The 15729-nt window shown below is 70.8% G+C and carries 12 protein-coding genes; 7 read left to right on the top strand and 5 right to left on the bottom strand.

Annotated elements, in window-relative coordinates; all coding sequences use genetic code 11:
* The first annotated feature begins 84 nt into the window (after positions 1 to 84).
* Both BKH20_RS08915 and BKH20_RS08905 read left to right on the top strand, forming a co-directional pair.
* The gene (locus tag BKH20_RS08915) at positions 85 to 3066 is read left to right on the top strand and encodes a leucine--tRNA ligase (RefSeq protein WP_075390763.1); all 2982 of its coding nucleotides are present in this window, start codon (positions 85 to 87) and stop codon (positions 3064 to 3066) included.
* Between the two features lie 424 nt (positions 3067 to 3490).
* On the top strand, positions 3491 to 3766 hold the full coding sequence (locus BKH20_RS08905) for a hypothetical protein (protein ID WP_070660432.1): 276 nt from the start codon (positions 3491 to 3493) through the stop codon (positions 3764 to 3766).
* A 760-nt stretch (positions 3767 to 4526) separates the two neighbouring features.
* Here BKH20_RS08905 and BKH20_RS08890 read toward each other — a convergent pair.
* Positions 4527 to 6497: a helicase HerA-like domain-containing protein gene (locus tag BKH20_RS08890; RefSeq protein ID WP_075390761.1), complete on the bottom strand. Its 1971-nt coding sequence runs from the start codon at positions 6495 to 6497 to the stop codon at positions 4527 to 4529.
* A 269-nt stretch (positions 6498 to 6766) separates the two neighbouring features.
* Between BKH20_RS08890 and BKH20_RS08885 the strand changes: the two genes are divergently transcribed.
* The 5 genes from BKH20_RS08885 to holA all read left to right on the top strand — a co-directional run bounded on the left by BKH20_RS08885 (position 6767) and on the right by holA (position 12745).
* The gene (locus BKH20_RS08885; RefSeq protein ID WP_075390760.1) at positions 6767 to 8023 is read left to right on the top strand and encodes a glycosyltransferase; all 1257 of its coding nucleotides are present in this window, start codon (positions 6767 to 6769) and stop codon (positions 8021 to 8023) included.
* A 130-nt stretch (positions 8024 to 8153) separates the two neighbouring features.
* The gene (locus tag BKH20_RS08880) at positions 8154 to 9029 is read left to right on the top strand and encodes a DegV family protein (RefSeq protein WP_075390759.1); all 876 of its coding nucleotides are present in this window, start codon (positions 8154 to 8156) and stop codon (positions 9027 to 9029) included.
* A gap of 157 nt (positions 9030 to 9186) precedes the next feature.
* Positions 9187 to 9957 (top strand): ComEA family DNA-binding protein, encoded by a 771-nt coding sequence (locus BKH20_RS08875; protein ID WP_075390758.1) that lies wholly within the window; start codon positions 9187 to 9189, stop codon positions 9955 to 9957.
* Complete coding sequence (locus BKH20_RS08870) at positions 9954 to 11846, top strand: ComEC/Rec2 family competence protein (protein ID WP_075390757.1); 1893 nt, start codon at positions 9954 to 9956, stop codon at positions 11844 to 11846. The genes BKH20_RS08875 and BKH20_RS08870 overlap by 4 nt, the downstream gene beginning before the upstream one ends.
* Complete coding sequence (holA, locus tag BKH20_RS08865) at positions 11843 to 12745, top strand: DNA polymerase III subunit delta (protein WP_256693115.1); 903 nt, start codon at positions 11843 to 11845, stop codon at positions 12743 to 12745. The genes BKH20_RS08870 and holA overlap by 4 nt, the downstream gene beginning before the upstream one ends.
* 7 nt (positions 12746 to 12752) lie before the next feature.
* On the opposite strand, the gene ribH is transcribed toward holA, so the two are convergent.
* The 4 genes from ribH to BKH20_RS08845 all read right to left on the bottom strand — a co-directional run.
* On the bottom strand, positions 12753 to 13226 hold the full coding sequence (gene ribH / locus BKH20_RS08860; protein ID WP_075390756.1) for a 6,7-dimethyl-8-ribityllumazine synthase: 474 nt from the start codon (positions 13224 to 13226) through the stop codon (positions 12753 to 12755).
* Positions 13223 to 14554: a bifunctional 3,4-dihydroxy-2-butanone-4-phosphate synthase/GTP cyclohydrolase II gene (locus tag BKH20_RS08855; protein ID WP_075390755.1), complete on the bottom strand. Its 1332-nt coding sequence runs from the start codon at positions 14552 to 14554 to the stop codon at positions 13223 to 13225. The genes ribH and BKH20_RS08855 overlap by 4 nt, the downstream gene beginning before the upstream one ends.
* Positions 14548 to 15207, bottom strand: coding sequence for a riboflavin synthase (locus tag BKH20_RS08850; RefSeq protein WP_075390754.1), 660 nt, complete (start codon positions 15205 to 15207; stop codon positions 14548 to 14550). The genes BKH20_RS08855 and BKH20_RS08850 overlap by 7 nt, the downstream gene beginning before the upstream one ends.
* The coding region (locus BKH20_RS08845) for a RibD family protein (protein WP_143224981.1) at positions 15207 to 15729 on the bottom strand (523 nt) is incomplete at its 5' end. The genes BKH20_RS08850 and BKH20_RS08845, both read right to left, overlap by 1 nt.

Genomic DNA, 15729 nt, shown 5'->3' with positions numbered 1-15729 from the left:
GGACGCCGCCGGGCCCCACAGCCGCCGGGCGATAGGCTGTGCCCCAGCACCAGGAAGCACGAGTAGGAAAAGAGCGCTGCCGCGATGTCAGAGAGAACCGCACCGGTCGAGTCCGACACCCCCTTCCGCTACACGGCGGAGCTGGCGGACTCCATCGAGACCGCCTGGCAGGACCGCTGGGAGGCCGAGGGCACCTTCAACGCCGACAACCCCGTCGGCGCTCTGGCCGGCCCCGGGGCGGACAAGGAGAAGTTCTTCCTGCTGGACATGTTCCCCTACCCCTCCGGCAAGGGCCTGCACGTGGGCCACCCGCTGGGCTACATCGCCACCGACGTCGTCGCCCGCTTCACCCGGATGACCGGCAAGAACGTCCTGTACACGATGGGCTACGACGCCTTCGGCCTGCCCGCCGAGCAGTACGCCGTCACCACCGGCCAGCACCCGCGCATCTCCACCGAGGCCAACATCGCCAACATGCGCCGCCAGCTGCGCCGCCTGGGCCTGTCCCACGACCCGCGCCGCTGCCTGGCCACCATCGACGTCGACTACGTGCGCTGGACCCAGTGGATCTTCCTGCAGGTCTTCAACTCCTGGTTCGACCCCGAGGCCCCGCGCCGTGACGGCCGCGGCAAGGGCGCGGCCCGGCCGGTGTCCGAGCTGCGCGACAAGCTCGCCTCCGGTCAGGTCCCCGTCCCCGGCGGCCGCGACTGGGACGCCCTGAGCGCCGCCGAGCAGGCCGAGGTCATCGACTCCTTCCGCCTGGCCTACGTCTCCAGCGCCCCCGTCAACTGGTGCCCCGGCCTGGGCACGGTGCTGGCCAACGAGGAGGTCACCTCCGAGGGACGCTCCGAGCGTGGCAACTACCCGGTCTTCAAGCGCAACCTGCGCCAGTGGATGATGCGCATCACCGCCTACGGCGACCGCCTCGCCGAGGACCTGGACACCGTGGACTGGCCCGAGAAGGTCAAGCTCATGCAGCGCAACTGGATCGGCCGCTCCGAGGGCGCCGAGGTGACCTTCGCCGTGCCCAGAGCCGGCCAGGGCGCCCAGCAGGACGCGTCGCTGAGCGTCTACACCACCCGCCCCGACACCCTCTTCGGCGCCACCTTCATGGTCGTGGCCCCCGAGCACCCCATGCTGGGCGGCCTGCAGGCCTCCGGCTCGGTGCGCACCGAGGCCCAGATCGCCGACGACGCCGCGGCCCTTTCTGTTCCGGCTGCCTGGCCCGAGGGCACCAAGGAGGCCTGGACCGGCGGCTACGCGACCCCCGCCGAGGCCGTGGCCGCCTACCGCGCCCAGGCCGCGGCGACGTCGGACGCCGACCGCACCGACGAGGGCCGGGTCAAGACCGGCGTCTTCACCGGCTTCTTCGGCATCAACCCCGTCAACGGTGCGAAGGTGCCGGTCTTCGTGGCCGACTACGTCCTCATGGGCTACGGGACCGGCGCCATCATGGCCGTTCCCGCCCACGACGAGCGCGACTACGCCTTCGCCACCAAGTACGACATCGACATCATCCAGACCATCGGCCCTGCCGACGACCCCCACGGCGTCGACCTGAGCGCCCAGGCCTACACCGGTGACGGCGTCGTCGTGAACTCCGCCCAGGGCGACCTGGACATCAACGGCATGAGCAAGGACGAGGCCAAGGCCACCATGATCGGCTGGCTGGAGGCCAAGGGCGCCGGCCGAGGCGCGGTCACCTACCGCCTGCGCGACTGGCTCTTCTCCCGCCAGCGCTACTGGGGTGAGCCCTTCCCGATCGTGTGGGACGAGGACGGCGGCGTCCACGCCCTGCCCGAGTCGATGCTGCCGGTCGAGCTGCCCGAGGTCACCGACTACTCGCCGCGCTCCTACGACCCCGACGACGCCGACTCCTCCCCGGAGCCGCCGCTGGGCAAGGCCACGGAGTGGGTTGAGGTCGAGCTCGACCTGGGCGACGGTCCCCGGAGGTACTACCGCGAGACCAACACGATGCCGCAGTGGGCCGGCTCATGCTGGTACGAGATGCGCTACATCGACCCCACCGATGACAAGGCGCTCGTCGACCCGGTCAACGAGGCCTACTGGATGGGGCCGCGCCCACAGGTCGGCAACACCTCCGGCGGCACTGACCTGTACGTCGGCGGCGTCGAGCACGCCGTCCTGCACCTGCTCTACTCGCGCTTCTGGCACAAGGTCCTGTTCGACCTGGGCCACGTCTCCTCCTCCGAGCCCTACCACCGCCTCTTCAACCAGGGCTACGTCCAGGCCTACGCCTACACCGACTCCCGCGGCCAGTACGTGCCCGCCGACGAGGTCGAGGAGGTCGCCGCCGAGGACGGCACCACCAGCTACCTGTGGCAGGGGCAGCCGGTGCGCCGCGAGTACGGCAAGATGGGCAAGTCTTTGAAGAACATCGTCACCCCCGACGACATGTACGAGGCCTACGGTGCCGACACCTTCCGCGTCTACGAGATGAGCATGGGGCCGCTGGACGCCGACCGCCCGTGGGACACCCGCGCCGTTGCCGGCAGCCAGCGCTTCCTGCAGCGCCTGTGGCGCAACGTCGTCGACGAGACCACCGGTGAGCTGACGGTGGCCGAGGAGAGCGCCGACGAGAAGACCCGCCGGCTCGTGGCCACAACAATCGTGGGCGTGCGTGAGGACTACGAGGGGATGCGCCTGAACACGGCCATCGCCAAGCTCATCGTCCTCAACAACCACCTCACCGGGCTCAGTGCGGTCCCGCGCGAGGCCGTCGAGGCCCTCGTGCTCATGACGGCTCCCGTGGCCCCGCACATCGCCGAGGAGATCTGGAAGCGGCTGGGCCACGAGCACTCCCTGGCCCATGAGGACTTCCCGGTCGTGACCGATGAGGCGCTGCTGGCCGCCGAGAAGGTCACCTGCGTCATCCAGGTCAAGGGCAAGGTCCGCGACCGCCTCGAGGTCGACCCCGACATCTCCGAGGCCGAGCTGGAGAAGCTGGCCCTGGCGGCCCCCGGCGTCATCCGCACCCTGGACGGGCGCGGTGTGCGCAAGGTGATCGTCCGGGCCCCCAAGCTGGTGAGCATCGTTCCCGAGTGACCGGGGCAGGCTCCCCGACGGCGCCGCTCACGGCCGCGCCGCGGTAGCCCAGGAACAGCACGAGGGGCTGCACCAACCGAGACGGTTGGTGCAGCCCCTTACTCTGCGCCTGAGGAGGACAGGGGTGAGGAGTGCATAGAGACGCCACCTTGGCCGGAAAGTCAGCAACAAGTAATCTTGTGCTGTGGAGCGGGACCCGCTTATCCTCGACAGCGCACATCGGCATGGTGTGTCGGATGAGGACATACTCCATGCACTGCGCTTCCCTGTTCGGCACTTCGTACAAGATGATTCGATGACGATGTTCATAGGCGCTGACAAGACTGGCATCCTCGTTGAGGTGGGTGTCATCGAATGGCACGGCGTCATTGCTGTTGCACATGCTATGCGCCCAGCTCGGTCCAAGTATCTGAGGTGAATCACGATGACTCGACGCACTATTGCAGACATCACAGCTCGCGCCGACGAGTTCGCCGACGCCTTCGAGAACTATGACCCCAGGCCCGGTGATCAGGATGCCCCGCTGCCACCGATCATGGCCGTCAAGCTTGCGGCGTGGCGCCGCGACACGGCCGAGCGTGAGCTTGCTGAAGCAGTGCACGCGGCGCGCAAGCAGCAACTGTCCTGGCGCGAGCTCGGTGAGGCGATGGGAACCAGTGGGGAAGCCGCTCGTCAGCGGTATAGAGCCGTAGCGCAATAGTGCAGAAGGCTGGACGTACCTGCTGGAAGTCTGGGCATTCACCTGGTGAGCATCGTTCCCGAGTGACCGCGGGGCGGGCTGCTCGACGGCGCCGCTCACGGCCGCGCCGCGGTAGCCCAGGAACAGCACGAGGGGCTGCACCAACCGAGACGGTTGGTGCAGCCCCTTACTCTGCTGTCCGAAGATGATTCGGTGACGGTCAGGAAGAGTGCCCGAATCGCTTCTGCGCAGCCTGCCGGGTCACGCCGAGAGCAGCGCCGATCACAGTCCAGGAGTCACCGGCCTGTCGAGCTCGGGCGACTGCGGCATGCAACTCGGCCTCGGCGTCATGCACCCGTCGACTCGCGGCAATGATCGCCCGAAAGTGCGCGGCGTCCCGGGCGGGCGTGCTGTTTGGATCGAGAGTCTCAAGGCCTGTTGTGTCGTGAGTGTGCGTCAGCGTGGAGGACAACGTCATCACCTCAGATAGTCGTAGAACTTCGGTCGCAGGCGGTCGGCATGAATGATTCGGGTTGGCTCTGTGGCAGGAACTGCAACCAGCTCGAGCAAGGTGGCGTCAACTGCTGGCCCGATGACCAGGAGCCGCTCCTCTCCTTCGTGCTCGTACTCGACCAGTCTTAAGGCGTTGGTCCAGGCATGTTCCACATCCGTACGGGAGATCCCGTGCTTCAGCGCCGATCGCCCAACCCTCATGTGTCAACTTTAGGTTGACACATGAGGGTTGGTCAAGAGGGCGCCCATGTGACTCGACGATAAGGGCTCAGCGGCGCCTGAGGGTGCCGAAGATGGAGCGCGTGATCTCGCGGGTGATCTGGCGGCCCACCGAGCCGATGGTCTTCTCGACCTCCCGCTGGCGGCGCTCGGCGGCCTTCTCCGCCTCGCGCTGGCGACGCTGGGCCTCCTTGACGGCCTCGCGCTGGCGACGCTGGGCCTCCTTGACGGCCTCGCGCTCCAGGCGCTCGGCCTCCTTCTGACGCTGAGCCGCCTGGCGGGCGGCCTCCTTCTCCAGGGCCTTCTGGGCGGCGGCGTCGGCCTTGGCCTGCTCCTTGGCGGCCTGCTCGGCCTCCTTAGCGGCCTGTTCGGCGGCGCGGGCGGCCTCAGCGGCCTCGGCGTCGGCCTGGACCCGCTGAGCCAGCAGCTCATAGGCGGACTCGTTGTCCACACTCGTGGCGTACTTGGGTTTCAGCGGGGAGGAGGCCAGCACCTGGTTGACGGTGCCGCCCTGGGCCGGACCCATGACGGCGGCGGGCACGTTGATGACCACTGGGGCCACCGGCGCCGGGCGCCCCTTCTCATCGAGCACGCTGACGACGGCCTGTCCGGTGCCCAGCGACGTGAGCACCCGGCTGAGGTCCACCGGGCTGACCGGGAAGGTGGAGACCGCCTTCTTGAGGTTGGCGGCGTCGGCCGGGGTGTGGGCGCGCAGCGCGTGCTGCACCCGGCTGCCGAGCTGGGCCAGGACCTCGTCGGGAACATCCGTGGGCGACTGGGTGATGAAGACGATGCCCACGCCTTTGGAGCGGATGAGCCGCACCGTGCGCACCACGGCCTCCAGGAAGGCCTTCGAGGCGCCGGAGAACAGCAGGTGCGCCTCATCGAAGAAGAACACCATGGTGGGCTTGTCCGGGTCGCCGACCTCCGGCAGGGTCTCGAAGAGCTCGGCGAGCAGCCACATGAGGAAGGTGGAGAACAGCGTGCCCTGAGACTGGATGTCCGCCAGCTCCAGGGCTGAGATGACGCCGCGCCCATCGGGGGAGACCCGCATGAGGTCACGTACATCGAGCGCCGGCTCACCGAAGAAGGCCTCACCTCCGGCCGCCTCCAGGGCGGCGATCTCCCGCAGGATGACCCCGGCCGTGGCCGCAGAGACCCCACCGATGGTCTTGAGCTCCTCCTTACCGGCATCCGTGTTCGTCAGGTAGTCGACGACGGCACGCAGGTCCTTCAGGTCCAGCAGGGCCAGCCCCTGGCTGTCCGCCCAGTGGAAGACCAGCTGGAGGGCGGAGGCCTGCGTGTCGTTCAGGCCCAGGACCCGCGAGAGCAGGATCGGCCCGAACTCGGTGACCGTCGTGCGGATCGGGGTGCCGCTGATGCCTGCGCCGGAGTCCGACCCGCCGAGGTTGAACAGCTCGATGGGGAAGGACTGCCCCTTCCAGTCCTGACCGGTGGAGGCGATGCGCGAGGCGATCTTGTCATTGGAGGCGCCGGCCTCGGCCAGACCGGTCAGGTCCCCCTTGACGTCGGCCAGGAACACCGGGACGCCGGCGGCGGACAGTCCCTCGGCCAGGAGCTGGAGCGTACGGGTCTTACCGGTACCGGTCGCCCCGGCCACCAGCGCGTGCCGGTTGAGCAGTCCCAGCGGGATACCCACCGACAGGCCCTTGACAGCCGCGGGCTCACCGCCCGAGAGCGTGTCGAGGTAGGTGCCCACCGGCAGGGTGGGGGAGGAGAAGCTGTAGCCCGAACGCACCTGGGCGGTGTAGCCGGCCTCCTCGGCCCCCGTGCTCCCCGAAGTCTGCTCGGTCGCAGCGGCGGCCTCAGCCTGCGCAGGGGCCTGCTCCTGAGCCGTCTCCTGGGGCCGCTCGTCACTCTGCTCCACGGGCGAGGCCGGAGTAGCGGCGATGGCGGCGTCAAGGGCCGCCTGGGCGGCGGCCGCCTTGGCTGCGGCGGCTTCGGCGGCGGCCTGGGCGGCCTCGGCCTTGAGGCGTGCGATCTCAGCGGAATCGGTCATGGAGCCATCGTAAACGCCGAACCTGCCAGCGCGCAGACCAGGGCGTGGCGGTGCAGGTGGCGCCGTTCCTGACCGTGAGGGAGGCAGGTGCCCGGCGGACAAGGTAGCCTCGGGCCTCGATGGCGTTGGGAGCATACGTCCGATCCCACGCCTGCCCGTGTCCCCAGTGCCGCGAGGTTTACACGCCCCATGTTGCCCCCTGCGTCGTCGTTTCCGGAAGAACGTCCCCTTACGGGCCTGCTGCTTACACACCCGGACCACAGGATCAGGTGAGCGACGTGCGGATCGCCTTCTTCATTGACGACTACCTCCCCTCCGTCCACGGCGTGGCCACCTCCACAGCCACCTTCCGCGCTGCCCTGGAGCGCATGGGACACGAGGTCTACGTGGTGGCCCCCAAGGCCGAGGGCCATGAGGAGACCGACGACCACGTCATCCGCCTGTCCTCCTCGCGCTACTACGTCTTCGACAGCCGCGAGGTCGCCACCATCTATCCCGGCCTGGCCCGGCGCTTCGACGCCTACGACTTCGACGTCGTCCACAGCCAGACTCAGTTCAGCCTGGGGGTCCTGGCGCACTGGGTGGCCAAGCGTCAGAACATCCCTCACGTCACCACCATCCACACTCTCTACACCGAGCTCATCGACGACTACCCGCTGGCCGTGGTCTCGGGCCTGTTGGCCCTGTCCGTCGCCTTCCCAGTGGCGCTCAAGTCGCTGCCGGTCCTTCCCCGCGTCCACCGGGAGACCATCAAGCACCTCAACAAGCGCGACATGAAGATGGCCCTGTCCCGTCAGGGGTGGCGCCTGACCGCGGCCTTCGCCAACAAGTGCGACGCCTGCCTGTCGCCTTCCCAGCACCTGGCCAGGATCCTCATCAACGACGGCGGGCTGACCGTCCCCTGCATGGTGCTGCCCAACGGGCTGGACTCCTCCCGTTACCGCAGTGCCCGCGCCGCCGACTCGCCGATCCCCAAGGCCCCCGGTGAGAAGATCATCATCTGCGTGGCTCGCCTCAGCCCGGAGAAGCGGCAGATGACGCTCATCGAGGCCATGCCCCACCTGGCCGACCTGCCGGTCAAGCTGGTGCTCGTGGGCCCCGGACCCTCCCAGGAGGAGCTGGGGCGGCGTGCCGAGGAGCTCGGGGTGGCCCACCGGGTGATCCTGACCGGTGCGCGCTCGCCGGAGGAGGTCGCCGTCCTGCTCAAGCAGGCCGATATCTTCTCCCTGGCCTCCTACCACTTCGACAACCAGCCCATGGTGTTCCTGGAGGCCGCCGCCTGCGGGCTGCCGATCGTCTACTGCGATGAGCGGATGACCGAGTGCCTCACCGAGCGCAACGCGATCCTCACCGACGGCATCGAGGGGGAGGACTTCGCCCGGGTTTTCGCCTCCCTGCTCTCCGACGACGCCCGGCTCGCCGAGCTGTCCGACGGGGCCCTGGAGGTGGCTCAGCAGTTCGACTCCGAGACGATGACTAAACGGCTCATCAACCTCTACGAGGACCTCCTGGTCTCTTATCGCTGAAGGCCCGCGAGCCCTGAGCGAGCAATGACGCACGGCCCGGGGCGCGCAGGCGGCAGTCACAGCAACCGCGGCAGCCGCAGCGTGCGGCGCCTTGCCGGTGAGCGAGCGGCTTGCCGATAAGGTATGCCACATGTCGCTCGCCGTCGTCACCGACTCCGCCGCCTGCCTGACGGAGCCCCTCCTGCGTGAGCGCGCGATCGAGGTGGTGCCGCTGCACGCCATCCCCGCTGAGAGCGGTGAGCCCGGGACCACCTCCCGGCCCAGTGTCCAGGAGCTGGCGGACGCCTACCGGCGCGCGGCCAGCAGGGCCGAAGAGGTCCTGGCCATCCACATCTCCTCGGCCCTGTCCGGCACCATGGACAACGCCCGCATCGCCGCCGCCCGGCTTGAGGCCGACTACCAGGCCGACAACAACGCCCCGGGCCCGAGCACGGGGCGTCGTCGCCCGCAGTGGCTGCGCGTCGTCGACTCCGGCACCAGCTCCGGCGCCCTGGGGCTCGCGGTGCTGGCCGCCGCCGGCGCCCACGACGCCCGTCGCGGTGCCGCCCTGGCTCAGGCCAGCACCGCCCGCTCCTGTCAGCTCTTCGTCGTTGACGACCTGGTGCGCCTGGCACGCTCGGGAAGGATCGACCGCACCACTGCCCGCCTGGACGGCGTGCTTGGAATCCGCCCGGTCCTGGCCCTGACCCGCGACGGGATCCGCACGCTGGAGATCGTGCGTGGTGCGGCCCGAGCCAGGCGCCACCTCATCGCGCAGGCCGTCCGCGTCGCCGGCGGCACCGCCCTGTCCGGCCCCAGGCGCCCCGCCGACCCGGTGCGCCTGGTTATCCAAGGCGACGACGCCGACAAGCTGGCGCTGCTCGAGACCGATCTTCGCCAGGCCATGGAGGAGGCAGGCGCCAAGGTCACCGAGGTCCTCACCCTCCCGGTCGACGAGGCCACAAGCACCCACGTGGGCCCCGGCGCCCTCGGCATCGCCGTCGCCCCGGACCTGAGGACCCACTGAGCCAGGGGCGACGACGCAGCCCGGTTGCCACAGGCCGCCAGACGCCAGTGCTCTCCACAGAGCAGACGACCTCCCCATGCGCCGCACGACCCCAGTCCCTACCGTCGTGGACATGGGAGCCAGACGGAGCCGTACGCACAAGTCCTTGGATGACCTTGTGCGTCTGGCCTGCTCAACCGACCCCGAGGAGCCGGTGCGTCGGCCACGCCGCCTCGCGATCGCGCCTCGGGCGGCGATCATCGCCGGCTCCGCCCTCCTCATCTTGGCTCTTGCCCTGGCACTGAGGGCCGTCCTGGTCTCGACCGGTGCCGGCGGCCAAGCGGTCCCGGTCGCCGCGGCAGGGACCTCGACGGCGATGCGGCCTCCACCCACCGGCACGGCCACGAGTCCAGCCATGAGACCAGCCACTGCGCCTGCCGCGGGATCAGCGGCAGGACCAGGCGGCTTGAGCGCGACATCGGGCAGCGTCGTCGTCCACGTGACCGGGGCGGTGAGCAGGCCGGGGGTGGTGACCCTGCCTCCGGGAAGCCGCGTCACCGACGCCATCAACGCCGTCGGAGGAGCCAGCGCGGACGCCGATACCGAGCAGCTCAACCTCGCCCGGGTCCTGACCGACGGCGAACAGATCCGGGTCCCGCGCATCGGCGAGGTCCTGCCCGACCCCGCACCGCAACCCGGTGGGGCCGTCACCCCCAGTGTGGGAACAGCCCCGGGGAAGACCAACGGCGGCGCATCCGGGACGATCAACATCAACACGGCCTCCGCCTCCGAGCTGGAGAAGCTGCCCGGCATCGGCCCGGCCCTGGCCCAACGGATCGTCGAGTACCGCGACTCCCACGGGCCCTTCGCAAACGTCGACGCCCTCACCGACGTCCCCGGCATCGGCAAGGCCAAGCTCGAGGGCCTGCGAGAACAGGCCACCGTATGAACGAGAACCATGGTGGCAATGACGGGGACAGCCCCAGGGCCCCGTGGGACGACCCCGCGCTGTATGCGCGACCGCGCCAGGAACAGGGCCGCAACCGGCACCGAAACCGGCGCCGGCACGCCACCATCTCCAAGGCCCCCGAGGCCCTGGACCTGCGCCTGCTCGCCCCCGCGGCCACCTGCTGGGCCGGCGCCTGGTGGGCCGTCGGACGTGAGGCAGCAGATGCCTGGAGAGGCGCCCTGCTCCTGGCCTCGGGGTGCACCGCCCTGGCTGCGCTGCTCGTGGTCCCCGTCCTGCGTTTCCGGCCACCGCGCCACCGGGCCGACCCGCGTCCCGGAGCCCCCGACCACGACCCCGGGGCAATGGGAACCCTCAGCGCCAGCCTGCTCGTGTGCGCCCTGTGCGCCGCGACGGTCCTGACCATCAGCGCCGCCCACCTGTGGGCCCGCCAGCGCGACCCGCTGACCGCGGCAGTGGCCTGCGGGCAGCCGGTCACCCTCATCGGCACCGTCTCCCAGCAGCCGCGAGTCTCGGCCACCAGCCGCTCCACCCTGGTCATCACCGCCCTCGACGTCGAGCAAGTGGACACGCGGGCCTCCACTCTGAGCGCCACCGTCCTGGGCGACAAGCAGTGGCTGAGCCTGCCCATGGGGACCCGCGTCCAAGTGCGCACGCGCCTGCGCCCCACCGAGCCCGGCCGTGCCGAGGCCGCCATCATCCCCAAGCGCGCCGGTCTGACCGTCCTTGCCCCACCGAGCGGGATACTCGGGGCCGTCACTTCCGTCCGTGCCGGTCTCGCCCAGGCCGTCGGCGCACCGGGCATCGGGGCCCCGGGCGCAGCAGGAGCGGGGGAGGAGACAGGCTTCTGGCCGCCAGGGGCCCGCAGCCTCGTACCCGGTGTCGCCCTGGGCGACGACCACGCCCTGCCGGCCCAGCTGCGCGAGGACATGCGCACCGTCTCCATGACGCACCTGACCGCCGTCTCCGGGCAGCACGTCGCCATCATCCTGGGACTGGGGCTGGAAGCCCTCGGGGTGCTGCCCCGACGGTGGCGGGCACTGCTCGGAGCGGTCCTGCTGACTGCTCTCGTCATCCTGGTGCGCCCGTCGGGCTCCGTGCTGCGCGCCGCCACCATGGGGGCCGTCATGTTGCTGGGCGTCGTCGCCGGCAGGCGCGCCGCCTCCGTGCCCGCCCTGTGCGCCGGAGCCATCGTCCTGCTGCTCATCGACCCCTGGCAGTCCCGCGACTACGGCTTCGCACTGTCCGTGGTGGCCACCGCCGGGATCGTCATCGGCTCCAAGCCGGTCGCGGCCCGCCTCTCACGTCGTCTTCCCAGGTGGCTGGCCGCCGCCGTGGCGCTGCCGCTGGTGGCCCAGGCAGCCTGCGGGCCGATCCTCATCCTCCTTCAGCCCTCGGTGGGGGCCTGGTCGGTGCCCGCCAACCTGCTCAGCGAACCGGCAGCGGTCATCGCCACCATCAGCGGGCTCCTGGCGGCACTGGTCGCTCCGGCCTGGCCCGCGGCTGCCGCCGTCATCGCCTGGCCGGCGCTCGCGGCCTGCTCCTGGATGGTGTGGGTGGCCGGCTTCTTCGCCCACCTGCCCGGCGCCACCCTGCCCTGGCCGGGCGGCCTGACGGGCGCCCTGGCACTGGGGGGCTGCGAGATCGGGCTCCTGCTCGCAGTGTCTCCCCGCACCCGCCGCGCTCTGCTGGAGGGGGCCAGGGGGCTGACGTGGCCCGCTCGTGGCAGGCTTGCCCCATGGCAGCGACTCGAACCTCCCGCCCTCGGGGCCCGCGCAAGGCACCGGCTGGACTGCGCTGGGACCAGGCCCAGCTGGCGCCGATCGTTCTCATCCGCGCCGGCGAGGAGGTCCTCGCTGACCGAGCGGTGAGGAATCTGCTGGCGCAGGCCAAGGCCAAGGATCCCACCACCGAGATCACGCGCCTGGAGGCCGCCACCTACGAGCCCCACCAGCTCGACACCCTCGTGTCCCCCTCCCTGTTCGGAGAGCCCCGGCTCGTCTACGTCCCCGCCCTGGAACAGATGACTGACGCCCTGCTGAGCGACCTCATCGCCTACGTGGGCGCCGCCGACCCCGAGGTCAGCGTCATCCTGCGCCACAACGGGGGCCAGCGGGGCAAGCGCCTGCTGGATGCCATTAAGGCCTCGCCCTACCCGACCGTCCAGTGCGAGGCCGTCAAGAGCGCCAAGGGCAAGTCCTCCCTGGTCGTCGCCGACGTGCGCCGCGCCGGACGAAGCATCGCCCCCGAGGCCGTCGGCGCCCTCGTCGACGCCCTGGGCAGCGACCTGCGCGAGCTGTGCTCCGCCGTCGACCAGCTCCTCGCCGACACCCAGGGCACCATCAGCGTCGACCACGTGCGCACCTACTACGCCGGGCGCATCGAGGCCACCGGTTTCACCGTGGCCGACGCCGCCGCAGCCGGCAACACCCCGGCCGCCATCACGGCCCTGCGCCACGCCGTGGCCACCGGCACCGACCCGGTGGCCATCGTCGCGGCCCTGGCCATGAAGGTGCGCCAGCTCGCCAGGGTCGCGGCCGCCGGGGGGCGGCGCATGAGCCCCGCCGAGCTGGGCATGGCCCCCTGGCAGGTGGACCGGGCCCGCCGTGAGCTCCAGGGCTGGTCCGACGACGCTCTGGCCGCCTCGATCCTGGCCGTGGCCCGGGCTGACGCCGAGGCCAAGGGGGCCAGCCGCGACCCCGTCTACGCCGTCGAGCGGGCGGTCCTGACGATCTGCAACGCCCGCCGCGCCGGCAGCCGCCGACGCTGAGCAACTCTCAGCCCCGCATGGCGGCCAGCGTGAGCGCCGTGGACATGGCGGCGCACGCCGCCTCGTAGCCCTTGTCCTCCTCCGCGCCCGGCCCGCCGCAGCGGGCCAGCGCCTGGGCCTCGTCGTCGCAGGTGAGCACGCCGAAGCCCACCGGCACCCCGGTATCCAGCGCCACCCGGCTCAACCCGTCGGTCGCGGCCCGACACACGTAGTCGAAGTGTGGGGTGCCGCCGCGGATGACGACGCCCAGCGCGACGACCGCCTCGGCACCGCCCCGGGCGGCGGCCGCGGCGAGGACCGGCAGCTCGAAGGAGCCCACCGCCCGGACGATGCTCGCCTGGGCTCCGGCCTCCTCGACGGCGCGCAGCGCCCCGGCGACCAGGCCTCCCATGATGTGCTCGTGCCACTGGGCGGCCACGACTGTCACCCTCATGCCCCGCGCGTGAGGTGCGCTCTGCTCAGGTGCACCGGATCCGCTCATCGTTCCTCTCCTTCGTTCTCGTCGCTCGTGTGCCAGGTGTCGTCGTCGGCCCTCGCCTCGCCGGGCGGTGACCCAGCGCCGGACCCGATGGGATCGAGCCCGGTGAGCAGATGGCCCATGCGGTCGCGCTTGGTGCGCAGGTAGTCGAGGTTCTCCCCGTTGGCGAAGGTCGGTGTCGGCGTCATGGAACGGACGCTGACGCCATAGTGCTCCAGGCCCGCCACCTTGTCCGGGTTGTTCGTCATGAGCTCGACCGAGCGCACGCCCAGGTGGCGCAGCACCTGGGCGGCGGTGGCGTAGTTGCGGGCGTCGGCCGGCAGCCCCAGCGCGACGTTGGCGTCGAGGGTGTCCATACCCTTCTCCTGCAGCGCGTAGGCGCGGAGCTTGTCGATGAGCCCGATGCCGCGCCCCTCATGGTCGGAGGCGTAGACGAGGACCCCGCGGCCACGGGCGCTGATCGCCTCCATGGCGGCGCGCAGCTGCGGCCCGCAGTCACAGCGCAGGGAGGACAGGACGTCGCCGGTCAGGCAGGCGGAGTGGACTCGGGTGAGGACGTCCTCACCGTCCGCGATGCGGCCGCACACCAGTGCGAGGTACTCGGTGCCGTCGACCCTGCTGCGCAGGGCGTGGGCGGTGAACTCTCCGTGCGCGGTGGGCAGGTGCGCTGAGACGACCTCCTCGACGAGCTCCTCGTGCAGCCACCGGTAGCGCTCCAGGTCACTGATCGAGATCATGGGCATGGCATGGGCGTCGGCGAGCTCACGCAGCTGGTGCCGACGCGCCATGGTGCCGTCGTCGTTAATGACCTCCACCAGGACCCCCACGGGCCGGTTGCCCGACAGGCGCATGAGGTCGACGGCGGCCTCCGTGTGACCGCGGCGCGTGAGGATTCCGCCCTCGCGCGCCCGCAGGGGGAAGACATGGCCGGGGCGGACGAGGTCGCTGGGAGCTGAGCCCGGGTCCGCCAGGACGCGGACGGTACGTGCCCGGTCGGCGGCGCTCACACCCGTGGTGATGCCGGTGCGGGCGTCGGCGCTCAGCGTGAAGGCCGTCCTCTTGGGATCGGTGTTGTGTTCGGTCATCATGGGGATGCCCAGGCGGTCGAGCTCCTGGCCCGCCATGGGGGCGCAGATGATGCCGGTCGAGTGCCGGATCGCGAAGGCCAGCTGCTCGGTCGTGGCGCTCTGCGCGGGCAGGATGAGGTCCCCCTCGTTCTCCCGGCTCTCATCGTCGACGACGATGACCGTCCGGCCCTCGCGCAGGGCGGCAAGTGCGTCCTCGACGCGGTCCATGCGTGTGCTCGGGGATGTGCTCCTGGTGCTCAGCACGTCTGCTGCCCCTCCTGGCGCGGGCGGGCGCTCAGAAGACGCTCGGCGTACTTGGCCAGGACGTCGACCTCGAGATTGACCCGTTCTCCGGGCCGCCTCGTGCCCAAGGTCGTGCGTCGCAGCGTCTCGGGAATGAGCCCGACGCTGAGCGACGCCTCCGCTCCCGGCACGGGGGAGACGTCGAGGGTGTTGGGGGCGTCGACGACGTCGACGACCGTCAGCGACACTCCGTCGAGGGCGACCGATCCCTTGACGGCGACGTAGCGGGCGATCTCCTGCGGCAGGCTGGTGCGTAGGAGGTCCCAGTGCTCACCGCGGTGGTGGTCGAGGACCTCGGCGGTGGCATCGACGTGCCCTTGGACGATGTGCCCGCCGAGCCGGTCGCTGGCGCGCAGGGCGCGCTCGAGGTTGACCGGGTCTCCCGGCGCCTGGGAACCCAGGGTGGTGCGCGTGAGAGTCTCGGCCATGAGGTCGGCGGTGAAGGTGCTCCCGTGCACGGCGGCGACCGTCAGGCAGCACCCGTTGACGCTGACGGAGTCGCCCAGGCTCACGTTCTGGGTGACGGTGGGCGCCTCGACCGTCAGCCGGGCGCTGTCCTCGACGGTCTCGAGCCGGACGACGCGCCCGAGCTCCTCGACGATTCCGGTGAACATCAGTGACTCTCCTCGGTTGGGGTGTGGGCAGGGGGAACGTCGTTGCCCTCCAGGTCACCGCAGAGGCGGACGGCGAGCTCGTCGTCCGCGCCGAGGACCTCGACGCGGGGGTGACTCAGCCTCAGGGCGTCGGTGATCGTCGCGGCCCCGAAGTCGGCGAGGGCGGCCGGTCCCGTGCCCAGAAGCGCGGGGGCCGTGTAGGCGACGACCTGGTCGACGAGGCCGGCGCGCAGGAAGGCGGTCGCGAGGGTCGGGCCTCCTTCGAGCAGGACATGGCGGATCTCGCGCTCGGCGAGGACGGTCAGGACGGCGCGCGGGTCGTGGTCGGGCAGGAGGAGGTAGCGGTCGTCGGCGAGCACCCTGGAGGTGGGAGGCAGTCTCCTGGAGCCGACGACGACGCGCAGCGGCTGGAGGCGGGCCGGTGCGGGCCGACCTGCCTCGTCGCGGACGGTGAGGGCGGGGTCGTCGGCGAGGGCGGTGCCGGTGCCCACCATGATGGCGTCGCACTGGCGGCGCAGGCGG

The organism is Actinomyces oris (genome assembly GCF_001937445.1).
GTDB lineage: Bacteria > Actinomycetota > Actinomycetes > Actinomycetales > Actinomycetaceae > Actinomyces > Actinomyces acetigenes.
The sequence above is the reverse complement of the archived record's forward strand: the minus strand, read 5'-3'. Positions and strand labels throughout refer to the sequence as shown.

Excerpts from the sequence above, each read along its gene's own strand:
- BKH20_RS08915 (WP_075390763.1), top strand. The coding sequence starts at position 85 with ATGTCAGAGAGAACCGCACCGGTCGAGTCCGACACCCCCTTCCGCTAC.
- BKH20_RS08905 (WP_070660432.1), top strand. The coding sequence starts at position 3,491 with ATGACTCGACGCACTATTGCAGACATCACAGCTCGCGCCGACGAGTTC.
- BKH20_RS08890 (WP_075390761.1), bottom strand. The coding sequence starts at position 6,497 with ATGACCGATTCCGCTGAGATCGCACGCCTCAAGGCCGAGGCCGCCCAG.
- BKH20_RS08880 (WP_075390759.1), top strand. The coding sequence starts at position 8,154 with ATGTCGCTCGCCGTCGTCACCGACTCCGCCGCCTGCCTGACGGAGCCC.
- BKH20_RS08870 (WP_075390757.1), top strand. The coding sequence starts at position 9,954 with ATGAACGAGAACCATGGTGGCAATGACGGGGACAGCCCCAGGGCCCCG.
- ribH (WP_075390756.1), bottom strand. The coding sequence starts at position 13,226 with ATGAGCGGATCCGGTGCACCTGAGCAGAGCGCACCTCACGCGCGGGGC.
- BKH20_RS08850 (WP_075390754.1), bottom strand. The coding sequence starts at position 15,207 with ATGTTCACCGGAATCGTCGAGGAGCTCGGGCGCGTCGTCCGGCTCGAG.